Here is a 17,091-nt window from a genome sequence, read left to right as displayed (position 1 = left end):
CTCAGGGAGACACGATGACGATCAGAGTCCTGCTGGCCGAGGACCAGACGATGTTCCGGGGTGCGATGGCGACGCTGCTGGGCCTGGAGCCGGACATCGAGGTCGTGGCCGACGTCGGCCGCGGTGACGAGGTGGTGAGCGCGTGCGAGGCGTTCCGTCCCGATCTCGCGCTGCTCGACATCGAGATGCCGGGCATCGACGGGCTGGAGGCGGCGCGCCGGCTCGCGAAGGCCGTGCCGGGCACCAAGGTCGTCATCGTCACCACGTTCGGGCGTACCGGCTACCTGCACGCGGCCATGGCGGCGGGCGCGGCCGGGTTCCTGCTGAAGGACGCGCCGGTCACCGAGCTGGCCGACGCCATCCGCAAGGTCGCGGCCGGGCAGCGGGTGATCGATCCGTCGCTGGCGATCGCGGCGCTGAGCGAGGGCGCCTCGCCGCTCACGCCCCGGGAGACGGACGTCCTGGCCGCCGCCCGCGGCCACGGCACCATCGCCGACATCGCGCGCCAGCTCTACCTGTCGCCCGGCACCGTGCGCAACCACCTGTCGGCCGCGATCCAGAAGCTCGGCGCCCGGACCAGGACGGAGGCGGTGGAGATCGCCGAGCAGAAGGGCTGGCTGGTCTGACGACCCGGACATCCAGCCCGAAACGCCGCGAACACCCCCGAGCTGGCACAATGCCCTAGAAACTTCAACGAACCGGGGGCGCAGCATGGACGAGCCGACCGCCGTCGCAGGTCGAGGTCCACTCCGGCAGCCGGCCCCGCCCGGCCGGCGCCCCGCCCTCGACGGCGCCGCCGCCTCCCTGTTCGGCCGCCGCGCGGAGATCGAGCGCCTCCTCGACGCCGTCGACGCGGGGCGAGACGCGATCGGCACGAGACGGGACGCACTCGGCACGGGACGGGACGCGCTCAGCGCCGAACGGGACAGCCACGCGGTAGGGCGGGACGCCCTGAGCGGTGGGCGGGACGTGGCCCGGACCGCCCTGTTGCTCGGCGAGGCGGGCAGTGGCAAGACCGCGCTCCTGGAGGCCGCGGCCGAGTACGCCCGGCAGGTCGGCACCCGCGTCCTGCTCTCCCGGGGCTGCGAGGTGGAGGCGGAGCAGTCGTTCGCCGGGCTGCACCAGCTCGTGCGGCCGCTGCTGCCCGAGGCCGGCGCGCTGCCCGCGCACCAGCGGGAGGCGGTGGAGGCCGCGTTCGGCATCGCGGCGGCGACGCAGCCGCACGACCCGGCGCCACTGCGGATCGGCGTGCTCAACCTGCTCGCCGGAGCGGCCCGGCGCCGGCCCCTTCTCCTGATCGTGGACGACGTCCAGCATTTCGACCGGGACTCGCGCGACGTGCTCGGCTTCGTCACCCGCCGCCTGTCCGGCGAGGCCGTGACCGTGCTGATCGCCGCGCGCGGGCAGACGCCTCCGGCCGGGCTCGTCCCGGACCTGCCGCTCGTACCCCTGGCACCGCTGGACCCGGCGGCGGCGGCGCGGCTGCTCGACGCCCAGCCCCACCCGCCCGCCGGACGCGCCCGCATCGACCTGCTCGCCCAGGCCGCCGGGAACCCGCTGGCCATCATCGAGCTGGCCCGCGCCCACCGCGCCGGCGAGCCGCTGCCGGGCTCGCCGGGCGCGGGCCGCAACCTGTCCGGCGAGCCCTCCGGCGGGGGGCTGCCGCAGACGTTGCGCATCCAGGAGATGTTCGCCGCCCGCCTGCGCGCCCTCCCGCCCGCCACCCGCCGGTTGGTCCTGTACGCGGCGGCCGCCTCGGAGTACGAAAGCCTCGAAACCATCATGGCCGCCGCCGGCGCTGTGGGTGGGCTGGATGGGTGGGCGCCCGCCGAGGAGGCCGGGCTCGTCAGGATCGCGGAGGGGCGGATCGCGTTCCGTCATCCGCTGATGCGGGCCGCCGCCTACCATGCGGCCACGGCGCACCAGCGGCAGCGGGCGCACGCCGACCTCGCGGCCGTGCTCGGCGACGACCCGGCCCGGCGCGCCTGGCACCTGGCCGCCGCCTGCCTCGGGCAGGACGAGTCCGTGGCGGCGGCGCTGGAGGACACGGCCGAGCTCGCCCTGCGGCGCGGCGGCTTCTTCGCGGCGGCCCGGGCGCTGGAGCGGGCCGCCGAGTGCAGCCCCGAGCCCGTGGACCGGGCGCGACGCTACACGAAGGCGCTGCGGGCGGCCGGCGACGCCGGTGACCCCTGCTGGGTGGCCGAGCTCTACACCAAGGTCACCGCGTTGACCGAGGACCGCGAGCTGCTGGCGGACGCGGCGGTCGGGGCGGGCCTGTCCCTGTCGTTGTTCGGCCGGCAGCGGCAGGGCTTCGCGGTGCTGACCAGCGTCCTGAAGCCGCGCCCGCCCGAGAGCGGCGGCACCGTGCTCGCGCTGGCCTCCGCGTTGCAGGCGGTCGCGTTCCAGTCGGGGCTGCCCGAGTTCAGGCGCCCGATCGCGGCGCTGCTCGCCCACGTGGGAGCGGGTGAGAGCGATCCGGCGGCGGTGGCGGTGCGGGCCGCCGCCCTGGCCGGGGCGGAGCCGGTGCGGGCGCCCGAGTTGCTGCGCTCGTTGCGGCGGCCCGGGGTGCCGCAGGCGGCGCCCGGTATGCCGGAGATCACCCGGTTGCAGGCGATCGGCGCGACCGCCTGGTACGCCGACGAGTCCGACGTCTGCGTGGAGGTCTTCCGCCGGACGTACACGCTGCTGGCCGCGTACGGCTCCATGGGCCCGGCCGCGCCCTCGCTGGCCGCCATGGGCGCGGCGCTGATCGACACCGGCCGATGGGCCGAGGCGGACGAGCACCTGGAGACGGTCGCCACGCTCGCGGCGGTGCACAAGCTGCGCCACCTGGAGATCGACGCGGAGGCGTTGCGCGTCACGCTGCGGGCGCTGCGCGGCGAGCCGGCCGCGATGCCACAGGACCCGGCCTGGACGGCGGTGGCGCTGGAGGAGAACCGGGCGACCCACGCCCGCCTGCTGCGCGCCGCGGGCACGGCAGCGGCGGCGGCCGGCGACTTCGACACGGCCTTCCGCCATCTCAGGCCGCTGTTCGGCGAGAGCAGCGCAGGCCGTGCGAGCGACAAGATCGGCGAGCACCGCGCGAACGGCGCCCGCAGCGTGCGCGGCGAAGGCGGCCAGGCCCGCGAGCCGCTGCACTACTTCCTGGCGCACCGCGCGATCGCCGACCTCGCCGCCGCCGCGCAGCGCACCGGCCGCCAGGAGGAGGCCGCCGCGGTCCTGCGGAATGTACGGGAGGCGGCCGGCCCGCGCCCGACGACCCGCATGACCCTGCTGATGCACCACGCGGCGGCCCTGATCGGCGACCTCAAGGACGCCGAGCACCATTTCCGACTGGCCACCGTGAACCCGGCCGGCGACCAGTGGCCGCTGGCCCGCGCGCAGGCGCGCCTGCACTACGCGCAGTGGCTGCGCCGCCGTCGCCGCCCCCTGGATGCCCGGCCGCTGCTGGCGACGGCGCTGGAGACGTTCGTCCGGCTGGGTGCGGCCGGGCTGGCCGGGGAGGCGCGCGGGGAGCTGCGCGCGAGCGGCGCGGCACTCTCTCCCGCCACCGCCGACCCGTTGTCGGAGCTGACGGCGCAGCAGCGGCAGATCGTCCGGCTGGCGGCGCAGGGGCTGCGTAACCGGGAGATCGCCGAGCAGCTCATGCTGTCGGTGCGCACGATCAGCTCGCACCTCTACAACGTGTACCCGAAGCTGGGCGTCAGCAGCCGCCACCAGCTGCGGGCGCTCTTCGACGACCTGTGACCCGGGGCACGCGCCGGTCAGCCGCGTGCCCGACACTAGAGGGTGCGAGCGATCGGCGGTCCCGGGCCGTCACGACGAACGGAAAGGTGAGCGCATGGCATCCGAGCCCGTCACGGGCGGAGGGGGCGTCCCTCGGGAGCCCGCCGTCGTTCTCGACCCCGTGATCCAGCGGCTGGTCGACGCCTCGGCAGCGCCGCCCTACCTGCACCAGCTCGGCCCGGTCGACGGCCGGCAGGCGTTGCTGGAGACGCAGGGTCACCTGCTCGACGACTGCGGCGTGACGACCGAGTACCACGTCGCGCCGGTGGGGCCGGCGGGGCTGACCGGCTTCTGGGTGTTCCGGCCCGCCGGGGTCTCCGCCGCGCTGCCGGTGGTCGTGTACGTGCACGGCGGCCGGTGGATGCTCGGCGACGCGCGTACGCACGCCCGCATGATCGGCGAGCTGAGCGCGACGAGCGAGGCGGCGTTCGTGGTGCCGGAGTACACCCGCACCCCGGAGGCCCGCTACCCGGTCGCGGTCGAGGAGTCGTACGCGGTGCTGACGTGGGTCGCCGAGCACGCCGCCGACCTGGCGCTCGACGGCCGCAGGATGGCCGTGGCGGGCGACTGCGCGGGCGCGACCATGGCGACGGCGCTCACCATGATGGCCAAGCGGCGCGGCGGCCCCCGCCTGCGCGCGCAGCTCCTGTACTACCCGATGACCGATCCGGGCTGCGACACCGACTCGCAGCGCCGCTTCGCCTCCGGCTACCTGCTCACCCGGGCCGCGATGGAGTGGTACTGGGAGCAGTACACCGACGACGAGCACGAGCTGGACGAGCCGACCGCGGCCCCGCTGCGCGCCTCGGACGAGGACCTGAAGGGCCTGCCGCCTGCGCTGGTCATCTCGGCGGAGGCGGACGTGGTGCGCGACGAGGGCGAGCAGTACGCGCGCCGGCTGCTGCGCGCGGGCGTGCCGGTGACATGCGTGCGGTATCTCGGCACGGTGCACGACTTCGCCTCGCTCAACCCGCTGCGCGACAGCCCGCCGACGAGCGCCGCCGTCCGTCAGGGCGGCCGGTTCCTGCGGGACGCGCTGGCCCCCAGGCCATCCCGCCAGTCAACTTACTGATGCGTGCCCGGGCGCAGATGGGCAGGCTGAGCGAGTAAGGGCCGCCGGAAGGCGGCCACGTACCGCACCCATGGAGGGGTCGCTCAGCATGCCCGACACCAAGCCAGTCCTCGAGCCGGCCGCGCAGGAGTTCGTGGAGGCGACGAAGAACCCGCCGTTCCTCTACGACCTCGGCCCGGTCGAGGGGCGCAAGACCGTCGACTCCGTCCAGGACGGCGACGTCCCCGTGCCGGACGCCGACGTGCGGGACCTGGAGATCCCCGGCGGGCCGTCGGGCAAGGTCTCGATCCGCGTCTTCCGGCCCGCCGGCGCTCAGGGGGCGCTGCCGGTGGTGCTGTACGTCCACGGCGCCGGCTGGGTGTTCGGCAACGCCCACACGCACGACCGGCTGGTCCGCGAGCTGACCGTACGGGCCCAGGCCGCGACCGTCTTCGTCAACTACAGCCTCTCCCCCGAGGCCAAGTACCCGACCGCCATCGAGGAGATCTACGCCGCGCTGCAGTGGATCGCCGAGCACGGCGCCGAGCACGACCTCGACCCGTCCCGCATCGCGGTGGCCGGCGACTCCGTCGGCGGCAACATGACCGCGGCGACGACCATCCTGGCCAAGCGGCGCGGCGGCCCGAGGCTGGCGGCGCAGCTGCTGTTCTACCCGGTCACGGACGCGTCCTTCGACACCGGCTCCTACGAGCAGTTCGAGAGCGGCTACTTCCTCAGCCGCGAGGGCATGAAGTGGTTCTGGGACCAGTACACGACCGACCCGGCCCAGCGGGCGGAGATCACGGCGTCGCCGCTGCGCGCCACGACGGACGACCTGGCGGGGCTGCCGCCGGCGCTGGTGATCGTGGCCGAGGCCGACGTGCTGCGCGATGAGGGCGAGGCGTACGCGGCCAAGCTGCGCGCCGCCGGCGTGCCCGTCACCGCCGTGCGCTACCAGGGCATCATCCACGACTTCGTCATGCTCAACGCGCTGCGCGACACGTACGCGGCCAGGGCGGCTACCCAGCAGGGCGGCGAGTTCCTGCACGACGCCCTGCACGCCTGAGCCCTTTTCCTTTCGTTCACGTCCCGAGGAGACAAGAGATCATGACGGCAACCGTCGTGCTGGTGCACGGTGCCTTCGCTGACGCCGCGAGCTGGTCGGGCGTCATCGCCGACCTCCAGGAGCACGGCGTCCCGGTGGTCGCGCCGCCCAACCCGCTGCGCGGCCTGGCCGCCGACGCCGCGTACATCGCCTCCGTGGTGAACCAGATCGACGGGCCCGTGGTGCTGGCCGGCCACTCGTACGGCGGCGCGGTCATCACCGTCGCGGGCACCGACGAGAAGGTCAAGGGGCTGGTGTACGTGGCCGCGTACGCGCTGGAGGAGGGCGAGAGCCTGGCCGAGCTCCAGGGCCGCTTCCCCGAGCCGCTGCTCGGCCGGAACCTGAAGCAGTCCACGTACCCGCTGGAGGGCGGCGAGCCGGCGGTCGAGTTCACGATCGCGCAGGAGGCGTTCCCCGAGGTGTTCGCCGCGGACGTGCCGCGCGAGGTCACCCAGGTCCTCGCGGTGGCGCAGCGGCCGCTGGCCGCCGCGGCGTTCACCGAGGCGGCGAGCGTGGCGGCGTGGAAGGACACGCCGTCCTGGGCGCTCGTCGCGACCGGCGACCAGGCCATCAACCCCGACGTGCAGCGCTTCGGGGCGCGGCGGGCGGGCGCGAGCGTCGTCGAGGTGGAAGGGGCCTCGCACGCCGTCGCGGTGTCCCGCCCCAAGGAGGTGGCCGCCCTGATCCGGGAGGCCGTCCAGGCGGCATCGGCCTGACCTCGGCCTGCGCGGCCCCGAGCCCGGGGGGCGTCCGGGGCCGCTCTCACCCGGCGGTCAGGGCTGGAAGTGGTGGGCGTGGTCGGCCGCCCATTGGGCGAACGTGCGCGGTGGGCGGCCCGTGACGCGCTCGACGTCGCCGGTCACCGTCGTGGCGAGCTCGTTCGGCGTACCGTACAGCCGCAGCAGCATCTCCACCAGGTCCGCCTGGCCGGCGCCGTCCACCTCGCTGAACGCGCGGAACAGCGACAGGTCCGGCCGGCGACCCTCCGCGACCCACTCCCGGCGCACCTGGTCGGGGGTCAGCTCGTCGAAGCGCAGGTCGCGGCCGGTGGCCTCGGCGAGTATCGCGACCATCGCGCGGGCCGTGAGCACCTCGGGGCCGGTGAGGTGGTAGGAGCGGCCGGCGTGCCCGTCCCGCGTGAGCACGGTGGCGGCGACGGCGCCGATGTCGTGCTCGTCGATCGGCGGGCTCTTGCGGTCGCCGTACGGCTCGCGCACCCGGCCGGTGGCGCGCAGCGGCCCGGCCCAGTCGGTCAGGGCGTTGGCCATGAACTGCACCGGCTGCAGGAACGTCCACTCCAGGCGGCTCGCCCTGAGTGCGGGCTCCAGCGTGCCCTCCCGCCAGCCGCCGAGGACGGTGACCCGGCGGACGCCGGCGCGCTCGGCCAGCTCCACGATCCGCGGCCCGTTGTCCAGGGGACGGTAGTCGCCGCCGAAGGTGATGAGGTGGGCGGCGGTGACGCCGTCGAAGGCCGCCTCCAGGCCGGCGGCGCTGGTCAGATCGCCCTCGGCCACCTCGACGCCCGCCGGCAGGGCGGCGCGGGCCGGGTGGCGGGTCAGGGCGCGTACCCGCCGGCCGTGGTCGAGCAGGTGCCGGACGACGTGGCGGCCGACGGTGCCGGTCGCTCCGGTGACGAGGATCGTCATGAGGTGCCTCCCTGGGTCATGACTCCTGAGAGACCCGGCGGGCACCCGAACGTGACGCGCGGCCGACGGATGTGGCCCACATCTCACCGGACCTTTGTAACCCTTTTGTGATACAAACCGGGTGATTGCCCCGCATTTGCGGGCATTCTTGATCTCGAAGTCCAGCAGAGGGCTTCGTCTCACGCGAATCACCTGAGCGTGCCTCTGCCTGGGCTTTTTGTGTTCCCAGGCAGAGACGCTGGCACTTTTTGGAGCAGCACATGCCTGTCCTGAACATCGCATTCGAGCAGCTCACCGCCGAGGAACTGCTGGCCGAGCTGGCCGACCCGCAGATCTCCGAGCTGCACGCCGTCCGCATTCGCGAGCGCCTGGTGGAGATGCACGAAGGACTGGTGACCGAGGTCACCCGCCGCTACCGCTACCGAGGCGAGCCCATGGAGGACCTGCGTCAGGCCGCGTACGTCGGGCTGATGAAGGCCGTCAACGGCTACGACCCTGAGCTCGGCCACGAGTTCAGGGGCTACGCCATGATCACCATGATGGGCGAGGTCAAGCGGCACTTCCGCGACCGCACCTGGGCCATCCGCGTGCCGCGCGTCTACCAGGAGCGGCGCATCGAGCTGAACAAGGCCACCGCCGAGCTCACCCAGACGCTGGGCCACTCCCCCACCGTGGCCGAGCTGGCCGCGAAGATGGGCATCTCCGAGGAGGAGGTCCTGCTCGCCCTCGAGGCCTCCACCGCCTACAGCACGCTGTCGCTGGACGCCCCCGTCAGCAGCGGCGACGACGACGCGGCCGAGCTGAGCGACTTCGTCGCCGACACCGACGCCTCCCTCGACACGCTGGTGGACCGGCACGCGGTCAAGCCCCTCATCGACGCCCTGCCGCCGCGCGAGAAGAACATCCTGCTCATGCGGTTCTACGGGAACATGACCCAGTCGGAGATCGCCCAGGAGTTCGGCATCTCGCAGATGCACGTCTCCCGCATCCTGCGCGCCGTCCTCACCAAGCTGCGCACCGCCCTGTCGGAGTGAGCGCGGGGGCGCGGGCGTCCCGTCCCGCTCCGGCGGAGTGAGTGACGCCGACGCGGGCGTTCCGTCCCGCTCCGGCGAAGTGGGTCAGGGGGACGCGGGCGTTCCGTCCCGCTCCGGCGAAGTGGGTCAGGGGGACGCGGGCGTTCCTTCCCGCTCCGGCGGGATGAGTGACGCCGACGCGGGCGTTCCGTCCCGCTCTGGCACACTTTCACGGGTGAAGCGGCTACTCCTCATCGGCATCGGCGCCGGACACCCCGACCACCTCACCCTCCAGGCGGTCAAGGCGATCGGCGCCACGGACGTGTTCTTCATCGTGGACAAGGGCGAGGTCAAGCACGAGCTGGTCCAGCTCCGGCTGGACATGATCGCCGAGCACGGGCGGGCGCCGTACCGGATCGCCGAGGCGCGCGACCCCGAGCGGGACCGCGACGCCGCCGCGTACACGGCCGCCGTGGACGACTGGCGCTCGCGGCGGGGACGCGCCGTCGAAGCGCTCATCCGCGACGAGCTCGCCGACGGCGAGACCGGGGCGTTCCTCGTGTGGGGCGACCCCGGCGTGTACGACAGCACGCTCGCCATCGTCGAGGAGATCCTCCAGCGGGGGGAGGTCGTCTTCGACTACGAGGTCGTCCCCGGCATCAGCAGCGTCGCCGCGCTCACCGCCGCCCACCGCACCAGCCTCACCCAGGTCGGACGGCCCGTCCACCTGACGACGGGCCGCCGCCTGGCCGCGGACGGGCCGACCGCCGACGACGTGGTCGTGATGCTGGACGCCCACTGCTCGTTCGCCGGGCTCGACGACTACGCCATCCACTGGGGCGCCTACCTGGGCACCGAGGACGAGCTGCTGGTGTCGGGGCGGGTGGCCGAGGTGGGTGAGCGCATCAAGGAGGTACGGGCCGAGGCGCGGGCCCGCAAGGGCTGGATCATGGACACGTACCTGCTGCGGCGCCTGTCACCTCGTCCAGAACAAGCCTGACCAGCTCCGACCGCCGCTCGGTGCCGTCGCCGGGAGCCAGCAGCACGATGCTCCAGCCCAGATCCGGCAACCGGACGTGCGCCGCACGCAGGCCCCGCCAGCCGCCACCATGCAGATGGACGCGGTGGCCGACCGGCGGCCCAGGGTGGCAGCTCGGGCAGCCAGCCGGACAGGGCGGCGTCCGCGTCGAGGACGCCGTCCCGGGCGAGGAGCGCCACCAGCGCGGCGGTCATCTGCTTGGCGAGCGAGGCGGCGTAAACGACGGTCGTGGGCGTCAGGTCCTGCGCGTGGAAGAGCGGCGGCTCGCGGTTGCGAGAAGCGTATCGTCGGGGTGTGGACCGCGAGAAGATCGAGCTCACCACCGTTCAGCGAACGATGCTCGCCACCCTGTACGCCAGAGCACTGGACAGCAGGTCCTCCTCCCCGATCCTCGGCGACCGCACCGCCGACGAGGTGGTCCGTCGCCTCGACCACGACTGGCGCAAGACCGGCACGCGGGCCCCGTGGGACGCCGCGCTCCTGGCGTTGCGCGGCCGGGAGCTCGACCGGTGGACCACCGAGTTCCTGCACGCCCACCCCGGCGAGGTGACCGTGCTGCACCTGGCGTGCGGCCTCGACAGCCGCGTGCACCGGCTGGCGCCGCCGCCGTCGGTGCGGTGGGTGGACGTCGACTACCCCGATGTCATCGACCTGCGGCGGCGGCTGCTGCCCGAGCCCGGCGGCGACTACCGGATGATCGCGGCGTCGGTGACCGAGGAGGGGTGGCTGGAGCAGGTGCCCGCCGATCGGCCGGCTGTGGTCGTGGCCGAGGGGCTGACGATGTACCTGCACGAGGAGGAGGCGCGGCGGCTCATCCAGCGGATCTGCGGGCACTTCCCGGGCGGGCAGCTGCTGTTCGACTGCTTCAGCAAGCGGCTCCTGCGGATGGCCGGGAAGATGAGCTGGATGGGCATCGTGCCGCGGGCCGTGCTGGAGAGCTGGCACTGGGGGATCGATGACCCACGGGAGCTGGAGGGATGGCAGGACGGGCTGGAGTTCGTGGACGATCTGTACGTCGTGGACGTGCCCGATCTGGACAGGCTCCCGGCGGTGGCGCGGATCGGGATGCGGCTGGGGGCGCATCTGCCTGGCGGACGGGACTCGGGGCGGTTGCTGCGCTACCGCTTCTGACGGGTTGATCGGGGTCAGATTCGGCGGGCGATGACCAGCCAGGCTCGGGCCAGGTGCGTCAGGTGGTGATCAGCGCAGCCTCGGGGTCAGATTCGGCGGGCGGTGACCAGCCAGGCTTGGGAGTCGAACCACACGCCCTCCCCCGTATCGTGGGCGTCCAGGACGGTCAGCAGCCGGTCGAGAGCGCGGGCCGTCCCGGCGGCGTCCAGGCCGGCGAGCAGGTCGTGGCCCATGCGCAGCTCGGTGAGGGCGTCGCGGGCGCGGGCGGCGTCCGGGCCGTAGCAGATCGGCCGGCGGGCCTCGGTGATCTCGATTTCCGTGAAGCCGGCCGCGGTCAGCACGCCGGCCGTGACGCTCCGGTCCGCCAGTGAGAACGCGGCGGCGCCGGGCCCGTCCGGCACCGTCCGGCCGCCGGCCAGCGCCTGCCGGACGGCGCGGAACCACTCCTGGCGCTCGCCGGCCTGCCACACGAGCTGCACCAGCCGCGCCCCCGGCCGCAACGCCCGCCCGACGTTGGCGAACGCCGCGACCGGGTCGGCGAAGAACATCGTGCCGAACCGGCTGACCCCCAAGGTGAAACGCCAAGGAGTGAAGGGGTGAGTCTGGGCGTCGGCCCGTTCGAAAGCGACGTTGCGCAGGCCCTCCTCCTCGCTCAGCCGGCGGGCCCGCTCCACCATCGGGCCGGACACGTCCACGCCGAGCGCGCTGCCGGACGGCGCGGACCTGGCGGCGTCGCGGGTGGTCTGCCCGGCGCCGCAGCCGATGTCGAGCACGCGCTCGTCGGCCCGGACGCCGGCGGCGGCCCGCAGCAGCACGTTGTAGTGGCTCAGCTCAGTGTCGTAGTCGAACATCTCCATCGCCTCCCAAGCCGGCGGGGCCGTCGCGAAGGACGCCGCGCACGGTGTCGAGCCGCACGCCCGGGTAGAACTCGGGCAACCACCAGGTCGCGCCGGCCGCCGCGTACGGCAGCGGGTCGGTGCCGGCCGGCAGGCCGACGACGATCTCGTACGGCCCGTCCGCGTCCGGACGGAGCCCGGCGAGGGTGGCGACCACCTCGGCGAGCTGGTCCGGGTGCTCCAGGTTGGCCGGGAAGAAGCCGTCGAGCCGGGCGGCCCGCCGCATCGGCCTGACGTTCCCCGGGAACCCGGCCGCCCACACCGGCACGCCGGGCCGCTGCACCGGCCGGGGCAGGAACGCGATGCCGTCCACCGTGTAGTGCTCGCCGCGGTGCCGCACGGGCTCGCCGGACCAGGCGGCGGCCAGGATCGTCAGGGACTCGTCGAGCATCCGCCCGCGCCGCCGGTCGTCGAGCTGCTCGCCCGTCCTGGACAGCTCGCCGCCGAACCGGTCGCTGCCGAGACCGACGCCGAGGACGAGGCGGCCGCCGCTGAGCCGGTCCAGCGTCGCGGTCTCCCGCGCCACCTTGGCCGGCCGGCGGCGGGCGAGCGTCGAGACCATCGGGCCGAGCCGCAACCGCTCGGTCGCGGTCGCGATCGCCGCCAGCGCGATCCACGGATCGGCGACCTGCCGGACCGGCGGCCGCCAGTGCAGGTGGTCCCAGACGAAGCAGCCGTCCCAACCGGCCTCCTCCGCGTCGGCCGCGAGGCGCGCGACCGTCAGCGGGTCGGCAAGGCCGTCGAACAGCGGCAGCCAGAGCCGCGACCGCAACCGGCTCACGGCCGGACCTCCCGCCGCACGCCGACGTCGCCCGCCTGCTGGCGGCTCGTCCCGGACGGGGACGGCCGGGGGCCGGAGATCGCGAGGATCTCCGCGACCACGGTGTCCCAGACCTCGGGCGGCGGCATCTGGTGCCCCATCCCGTCGAGCGGGACGAGCCGGGCCCCCGGGATCTCCCGTGCCAGCGCCTCCCCGTGCCCGTACGGGAACAGCGGGTCCGCGGTGCCGTGCAGGACGAGGGTGGGCGCCGCGATCTCGCCGAGGCGGGCGCGGACGGGCTCGCCGCCCTCGATCTGCCAGTGGTTCTGCGCCGACGCCGGGGACGCGCTGCGGTCCCAGGCGCGCCCGGCGATGCGGCGGATGCGCTGCTCGTCGACGGGCAGGGTGCCGGCGTAGGTGTGCTCGCCCCGGACGTAGTACGCGATGACGGCCTCCCGGTCGGCCCAGTCGGGGGGCTCGTCGCCGCCCTCGGCGAACCGGGCCGCCAGCTCGGCGCTCATCGGCGGCAGGTCGGGCCGTCCCGGGCCGCCCGGTCCGGCGGGGCTGGTGGCGATGAGCGTCAGCGAGGCGACCCGTGCCGGGTGGTGCACGGCGAGGCGCTGGGCGAGGCCGCCGCCCATCGAGATCCCGACGAGGTGGGCGGCCTGGGCGCCGAGCGCGTCGAGCAGGCCGACGGCATCGCCGAGCAGGGCGTCGGCGTCGTACGGCGGCGCGCCGGGCGGGAAGGTGGTGGAGCGGCCGGTGTCGCGGGTGTCGTAGCGGACGACGTGCCGCCCGCCGGAGGCCAGCCGCTCGCAGAGCTCGTCGTCCCACCAGTCCATCGACGCCTCGGCGCCACCGATGAGCAGCAGGACGGGCGCGGCCGGGTCGCCGAAGGTCTGGACGCAGAGCTCGACGCCGTTGACGGGAAGAAGGCGTTCAGTGGTCATGCCAGGAACGCTAGAGCCGCGGCGTCGATCGTGAAAAGCGATGATATTCGATCTAGTCGATCGTGTAGGGCGATGTACGCTAATGACGTGCTCGATCTCGAACTGCGCCACCTGGCCGCGCTGGCCGCCATCGCCGACGAGGGCTCGTTCGGCCGGGCGGCCACCCGGCTCGGCTACACCCAGTCGACCGTGAGCCAGCAGATCGCCGCGCTGGAGAAGGCCGTCGGCGGGCCGGTGTTCGACCGTCCCGGCGGGCCCAGGCCGGTGCGTCTGACCCCGCTCGGCTCCGTCGTCCTCGGCCGGGGCCGCGAGCTGCTGGCGCAGGCGGAGGCCCTGGCCGACGCCGTCGACCGGTTCAAGGCGGGCGACGGCCGCATCGACATCGGGACGTTCCAGAGCGTGTCCAGCGTGATCCTGCCGTCGGTGGTGCGGCGGCTGCGCGAGGAGCATCCGGGCTGCGACATCAGGCTGTCGGAGGAGGAGCCGGAGCAGCCTCATCTCGGCGACCTCGACCTGCTGTTCTACGACGGGCTCATCGACGGTGACGCCGAGCACGTCAAGCTGCTCGACGACCCGTACCTGCTGGTGGCCGGCGCCGGAGCCTTCCCCGAGGGGCCCGTCCCGCTGGAGCGGCTGGACGGGGCGCCGATGGTGGCCTGGCCGCTCACCTGCGACCAGCCCGCGCTGGAGCAGGCGATCGCCCGGGGCGGCGCCCGCCCGCGGATCGTGTTCCGCACGGCGGTCAACGACACGCTGCTGTCGATGGTGCGGGCCGGGCTGGGGTCGGCGGTGCTGCCCTGGCTCGCCGTCCGCGGCGCGGACGTCCCGTCCGACGACCGGCTGCGCGTCCACGAGCTGCGGCCCGCCCCGCCGCCGCGCGCGGTCTACCTGCACTGGCGAGCCGGACGCACCCAATCGCCGCTGGCCCGCCGGGCCGTCGAGATCGCCGTCGAGGTCGCGGCCGATCTCACCCTCGACGCCCCTTCCGCGATCGGAGTCGCGCCCGGCACCCGCTCGCGGCCGGGCGCACCCTCGGCACCCGCTCCTTCGCTAGGGTGAGGCGTCCGATCCGATCTTGAACCTCCGGGAAGTGACCCGTGCGCCACCGATTAAGCGTCCCCGCCCTGATCATCGCCGCTCTCTACGCCGCCGCCCTCGTCACCACCGCCGTGCTCGCGCTGACCACCGGCGACGTCGCCCCGCTGTGGCGGCTGACGGTGTTCGGGGACGTGCAGGAGCTCGTCGAGGCCACCCCGGCGAACGTCGCCACCATGCTCCTGATCGGCCTGCCCTGGACGTGCGCGCTGTGGCTCGGCCTGCGCGGCCCCCGCGTGGGGCAGCCGCCCGAGCTGACCGTGCAGGAGCAGCGGTTGCGCCTCGCCCTGTACGCGGCCGCCGCCACCTGGCTGATCCACCCCCTCGCGCAGGGCTGGCCGTGGTGGGCCGTGGTGCTCGACTCCGTGCTGATGCTGGCGGTCGTGGTGCTGATCCGGCCGGTGCTGGGCGACAGCCTGGAGTACGCGAGCTGGTCGGTCGTCGCCGGGGTGCTGGCGTTCGGCGGCGGCGCCGTCGTCGCGGTGTCCGACGAGTTCGCCCTGGGCCTGTCGGGCGGGGCCGGCCTCGCCTTGCTGCTGGCCCAGCTCGTCTGGATGGTGCTGGTCCTGCGGGCTCAGCGGTGGGACGGCCGCTGGCGGTTCGTCACCTACCTGTACGGCATCACGTCCCTGGTGCTGCCGATGCTGGTGCTGGCGGCGGGCTGGCTGATCGTGGAGGCGGGGAGCCTGCTCTACAGCCTGTCGGCGGCGGCCGGCGTGCTGATGGCGATCTGGCTGGTGGACACCGCCAACGACCTCGCCGACCCGCGCAACAGGAAGACCGTCGCGCCGGCGGCGCCTTGACAGGTCAGGCGCACCGCCGGTCCGCGCCCAGGAACGTGCCGGTGCGCCGCGTGCTCCCGTAACCGGCGGCGAACACGCCCCCCTCGAACACCGGCTCACCCGCCACGCACACCGCCCTGACGGCCGCGTCGCTGCGGTTGACCATGCGCCGCACGCCGCCGAAGTCCGGCATCGGCGCCTCGTGGTAGGCGGCCAGCCGGTCGTCGAGCCCGGCCGGGTCCACCACGACGAGGTCGGCCCGGTCGCCCGCGCGCAAGGTGCCCGCCCGCAGCCCGAACCAGTCGGCCGGCTCGCCGGTGAGCCGGTGCACCGCCCGTTCGACCGTCATGAACGGCCGGCCGGCCGCCTGGGCGGCCACGACCCGCTGGAGCAGCCGCAGCGGGGCGTTGTAGTGGGCCATGTTCCGCAGGTGCGCGCCCGACTCGGCGAACCCCATCTGCACCGCCGGATGGCCGGCCAGCCGGTCGAGCACGTGCGGCCGGTGGTTGGCGATCGTCGTGCGCCAGCGCAGCCGCGACCCGTGCGCCACCACGAGGTCGAGGAACGTCTCGGCGGGATGCCGCCGGCGCGCGCCCGCCACCTCGCCGAACGACCGGCCGACCAGCCCCTCGTCGGGGCAGGCGACGATGCCGGCGTCGTACAGGTGGCGGAAGCGGCGGTCGTAGTCGCGGCGGAACCACCGCCGGTAGGCCCGCCGCGACAGCAGCCGCGCCCGCTCGGCCTCCTGCCGCAGGTGCAGCGCGGCCGCCGTGGCGCCGAACTCCTCGAAGATGCCCAGGTCGATGCCGTCGGCGTACAGCTCGTACGGAACCGGCAGGTGCTGCCAGCGCACCTCGGCCCCCAGCAGCCGGTTGGCCAGCGCGGTGACGCGCGTCAGCACGCCCGCCGGGACGGGCGCCGTCTTGGAGTCGAGCGCGGCCAGCAGCGACGTCTTCAGCCGCGGCCGCGCCCACAGGCCGGCGCCCGCGAGCAGGAACAGCAACGTGTTCCACGGGCGGGCGCTGCCGGGCGCGCTCTGCAGGACCCGGCCGCGGGCCCGCAGCACGCGGTGCAGCGCGCGGTACTCCTGCCAGCCCGCGAACGTGGACGGCAGCCGCGCCGACCGGAACCGGTCACCGTCGAGTCGGCAGTGCGTGCTGGCCACCGTGGACAGGCCGAGGAAACCGGCGTCCAGGGCCCGGTCGAGCAGCGCCGCCATCCGGTCGAGGTCCTGCCCGGTGGCGGGGTCCGCGCCGACCGCGCGCCCCAGCCCCATCACGTACGCCCGCAGGTCGGAGTGGCCGAGGAAGGCGGCCACGTTCGGGCCCAGCGGCCGGGCCAGCAGCGCCCGCACGTACTCGTCGGCCCCGGACCAGCTCCGGTGCCGCTTCAGCGCGTCGAGCACGGCGGCGTGCGGCAGCGCCTCGACCCGGCTGAACAGGTCGGCCGCGTCGTCGGGGGAGCAGTAGACGCCCGACAGGGAGCAGTTGCCGAGCACGACGGTGGTGACGCCGTGCCGTACGGACTCGGGCAGCCCCGGAGACAGCAGCACCTCGATGTCGTAGTGCGTGTGCACGTCGAGGAATCCCGGCAGCACCCAGCAGCCGGCCGCGTCGAGCACCCGCCGGCACCCCGCCTGCGGCAGCGGCTCGGCCGACACGGCCGCCACCCGCCCGCCGCGCACCCCGAGGTCGCGGATCGCGGACGGGCTCCCCGCGCCGTCGAACCAGCGGCCCCCCTTGATGATCAAGTCGAACATCGCCGTCCCCCGACTGTGAGCGATCGCCCGATCACCCTACGGCATCAGGCGGCGGCCGGAGCGCGTACGTGACGCGTG

15 protein-coding genes and 1 pseudogene are annotated in these 17,091 nt (G+C 74.4%); 10 read left to right on the top strand and 6 right to left on the bottom strand.

The genetic code is table 11. The annotated features are described in order from the left end of the window. Nucleotides 1–14 precede the first annotated feature (14 nt). The 5 genes from KIS93_RS52210 (at nucleotide 15) to KIS93_RS52190 (ending at nucleotide 6,658) form a co-directional block, all read left to right on the top strand. Entirely contained in the window at nucleotides 15–626 is a 612-nt protein-coding gene (locus KIS93_RS52210; protein ID WP_080037402.1) for a response regulator transcription factor, read from the top strand. A gap of 85 nt (nucleotides 627–711) precedes the next feature. After that, nucleotides 712–3,747, top strand: a complete 3,036-nt coding sequence (locus KIS93_RS52205; RefSeq protein ID WP_080037401.1) for an AAA family ATPase — start codon at nucleotides 712–714, stop codon at nucleotides 3,745–3,747. Between the two features lie 94 nt (nucleotides 3,748–3,841). Next, entirely contained in the window at nucleotides 3,842–4,858 is a 1,017-nt protein-coding gene (locus tag KIS93_RS52200; RefSeq protein WP_080037400.1) for an alpha/beta hydrolase, read from the top strand. An 88-nt stretch (nucleotides 4,859–4,946) separates the two neighbouring features. Then, complete coding sequence (locus KIS93_RS52195; protein WP_080046556.1) at nucleotides 4,947–5,903, top strand: alpha/beta hydrolase; 957 nt, start codon at nucleotides 4,947–4,949, stop codon at nucleotides 5,901–5,903. Between the two features lie 41 nt (nucleotides 5,904–5,944). After that, nucleotides 5,945–6,658 carry an alpha/beta fold hydrolase gene (locus KIS93_RS52190; protein ID WP_080037399.1) on the top strand — a complete coding sequence of 238 codons (714 nt, stop codon included), beginning with the start codon at nucleotides 5,945–5,947 and terminating at the stop codon, nucleotides 6,656–6,658. A gap of 57 nt (nucleotides 6,659–6,715) precedes the next feature. Here the strand turns inward: KIS93_RS52190 and KIS93_RS52185 are convergent, their stop codons facing one another. Continuing rightward, the gene (locus KIS93_RS52185; protein WP_080037398.1) at nucleotides 6,716–7,588 is read right to left on the bottom strand and encodes an NmrA family NAD(P)-binding protein; all 873 of its coding nucleotides are present in this window, start codon (nucleotides 7,586–7,588) and stop codon (nucleotides 6,716–6,718) included. 260 nt (nucleotides 7,589–7,848) lie between these two features. On the opposite strand from KIS93_RS52185, the gene KIS93_RS52180 reads away from it, so the two are divergent. Both KIS93_RS52180 and cobF read left to right on the top strand, forming a co-directional pair. Beyond that, nucleotides 7,849–8,622, top strand: a complete 774-nt coding sequence (locus tag KIS93_RS52180; protein WP_080037397.1) for an RNA polymerase sigma factor SigF — start codon at nucleotides 7,849–7,851, stop codon at nucleotides 8,620–8,622. Nucleotides 8,623–8,836: 214 nt separating this feature from the next. Beyond that, the gene (gene cobF, locus KIS93_RS52175) at nucleotides 8,837–9,601 is read left to right on the top strand and encodes a precorrin-6A synthase (deacetylating) (RefSeq protein WP_080037396.1); all 765 of its coding nucleotides are present in this window, start codon (nucleotides 8,837–8,839) and stop codon (nucleotides 9,599–9,601) included. Between the two features lie 155 nt (nucleotides 9,602–9,756). Here cobF and KIS93_RS69340 read toward each other — a convergent pair. Then, nucleotides 9,757–9,960, bottom strand: a pseudogene (locus tag KIS93_RS69340) (hypothetical protein); the annotation flags it as partial. Between KIS93_RS69340 and KIS93_RS52165 the strand changes: the two are divergent. Next, on the top strand, nucleotides 9,935–10,771 hold the full coding sequence (locus tag KIS93_RS52165; RefSeq protein ID WP_155126666.1) for a class I SAM-dependent methyltransferase: 837 nt from the start codon (nucleotides 9,935–9,937) through the stop codon (nucleotides 10,769–10,771). The pseudogene KIS93_RS69340 and the gene KIS93_RS52165 overlap by 26 nt on opposite strands. A gap of 86 nt (nucleotides 10,772–10,857) precedes the next feature. Here KIS93_RS52165 and KIS93_RS52160 read toward each other — a convergent pair whose 3' ends face one another. Genes KIS93_RS52160 through KIS93_RS52150 form a run of 3 tightly spaced genes read right to left on the bottom strand, consistent with a single transcriptional unit; the run spans nucleotide 10,858 to nucleotide 13,377 of the window. Next, nucleotides 10,858–11,622: a class I SAM-dependent methyltransferase gene (locus KIS93_RS52160; protein WP_080046554.1), complete on the bottom strand. Its 765-nt coding sequence runs from the start codon at nucleotides 11,620–11,622 to the stop codon at nucleotides 10,858–10,860. Further along, entirely contained in the window at nucleotides 11,603–12,448 is an 846-nt protein-coding gene (locus KIS93_RS52155; protein WP_080037395.1) for an LLM class flavin-dependent oxidoreductase, read from the bottom strand. The genes KIS93_RS52160 and KIS93_RS52155 overlap by 20 nt, the downstream gene beginning before the upstream one ends. Continuing rightward, entirely contained in the window at nucleotides 12,445–13,377 is a 933-nt protein-coding gene (locus KIS93_RS52150; protein ID WP_080037394.1) for an alpha/beta fold hydrolase, read from the bottom strand. The genes KIS93_RS52155 and KIS93_RS52150 overlap by 4 nt, the downstream gene beginning before the upstream one ends. A gap of 87 nt (nucleotides 13,378–13,464) precedes the next feature. Between KIS93_RS52150 and KIS93_RS52145 the strand changes: the two genes are divergently transcribed. Further along, nucleotides 13,465–14,436, top strand: a complete 972-nt coding sequence (locus KIS93_RS52145; protein ID WP_186404949.1) for a LysR family transcriptional regulator — start codon at nucleotides 13,465–13,467, stop codon at nucleotides 14,434–14,436. A gap of 38 nt (nucleotides 14,437–14,474) precedes the next feature. Continuing rightward, nucleotides 14,475–15,275: a hypothetical protein gene (locus KIS93_RS52140; RefSeq protein ID WP_080037392.1), complete on the top strand. Its 801-nt coding sequence runs from the start codon at nucleotides 14,475–14,477 to the stop codon at nucleotides 15,273–15,275. Nucleotides 15,276–15,279: 4 nt separating this feature from the next. On the opposite strand, the gene KIS93_RS52135 is transcribed toward KIS93_RS52140, so the two are convergent. Beyond that, nucleotides 15,280–17,013, bottom strand: coding sequence for an N-acyl-D-amino-acid deacylase family protein (locus KIS93_RS52135; RefSeq protein ID WP_080037391.1), 1,734 nt, complete (start codon nucleotides 17,011–17,013; stop codon nucleotides 15,280–15,282). Nucleotides 17,014–17,091 lie beyond the last annotated feature (78 nt).

Origin of the sequence: [Actinomadura] parvosata subsp. kistnae, from assembly GCF_900323885.1 — a bacterium.
Taxonomy (GTDB): Bacteria; Actinomycetota; Actinomycetes; order Streptosporangiales; family Streptosporangiaceae; genus Nonomuraea; species Nonomuraea composti.
The sequence above is the reverse complement of the archived record's forward strand: the minus strand, read 5'-3'. Positions and strand labels throughout refer to the sequence as shown.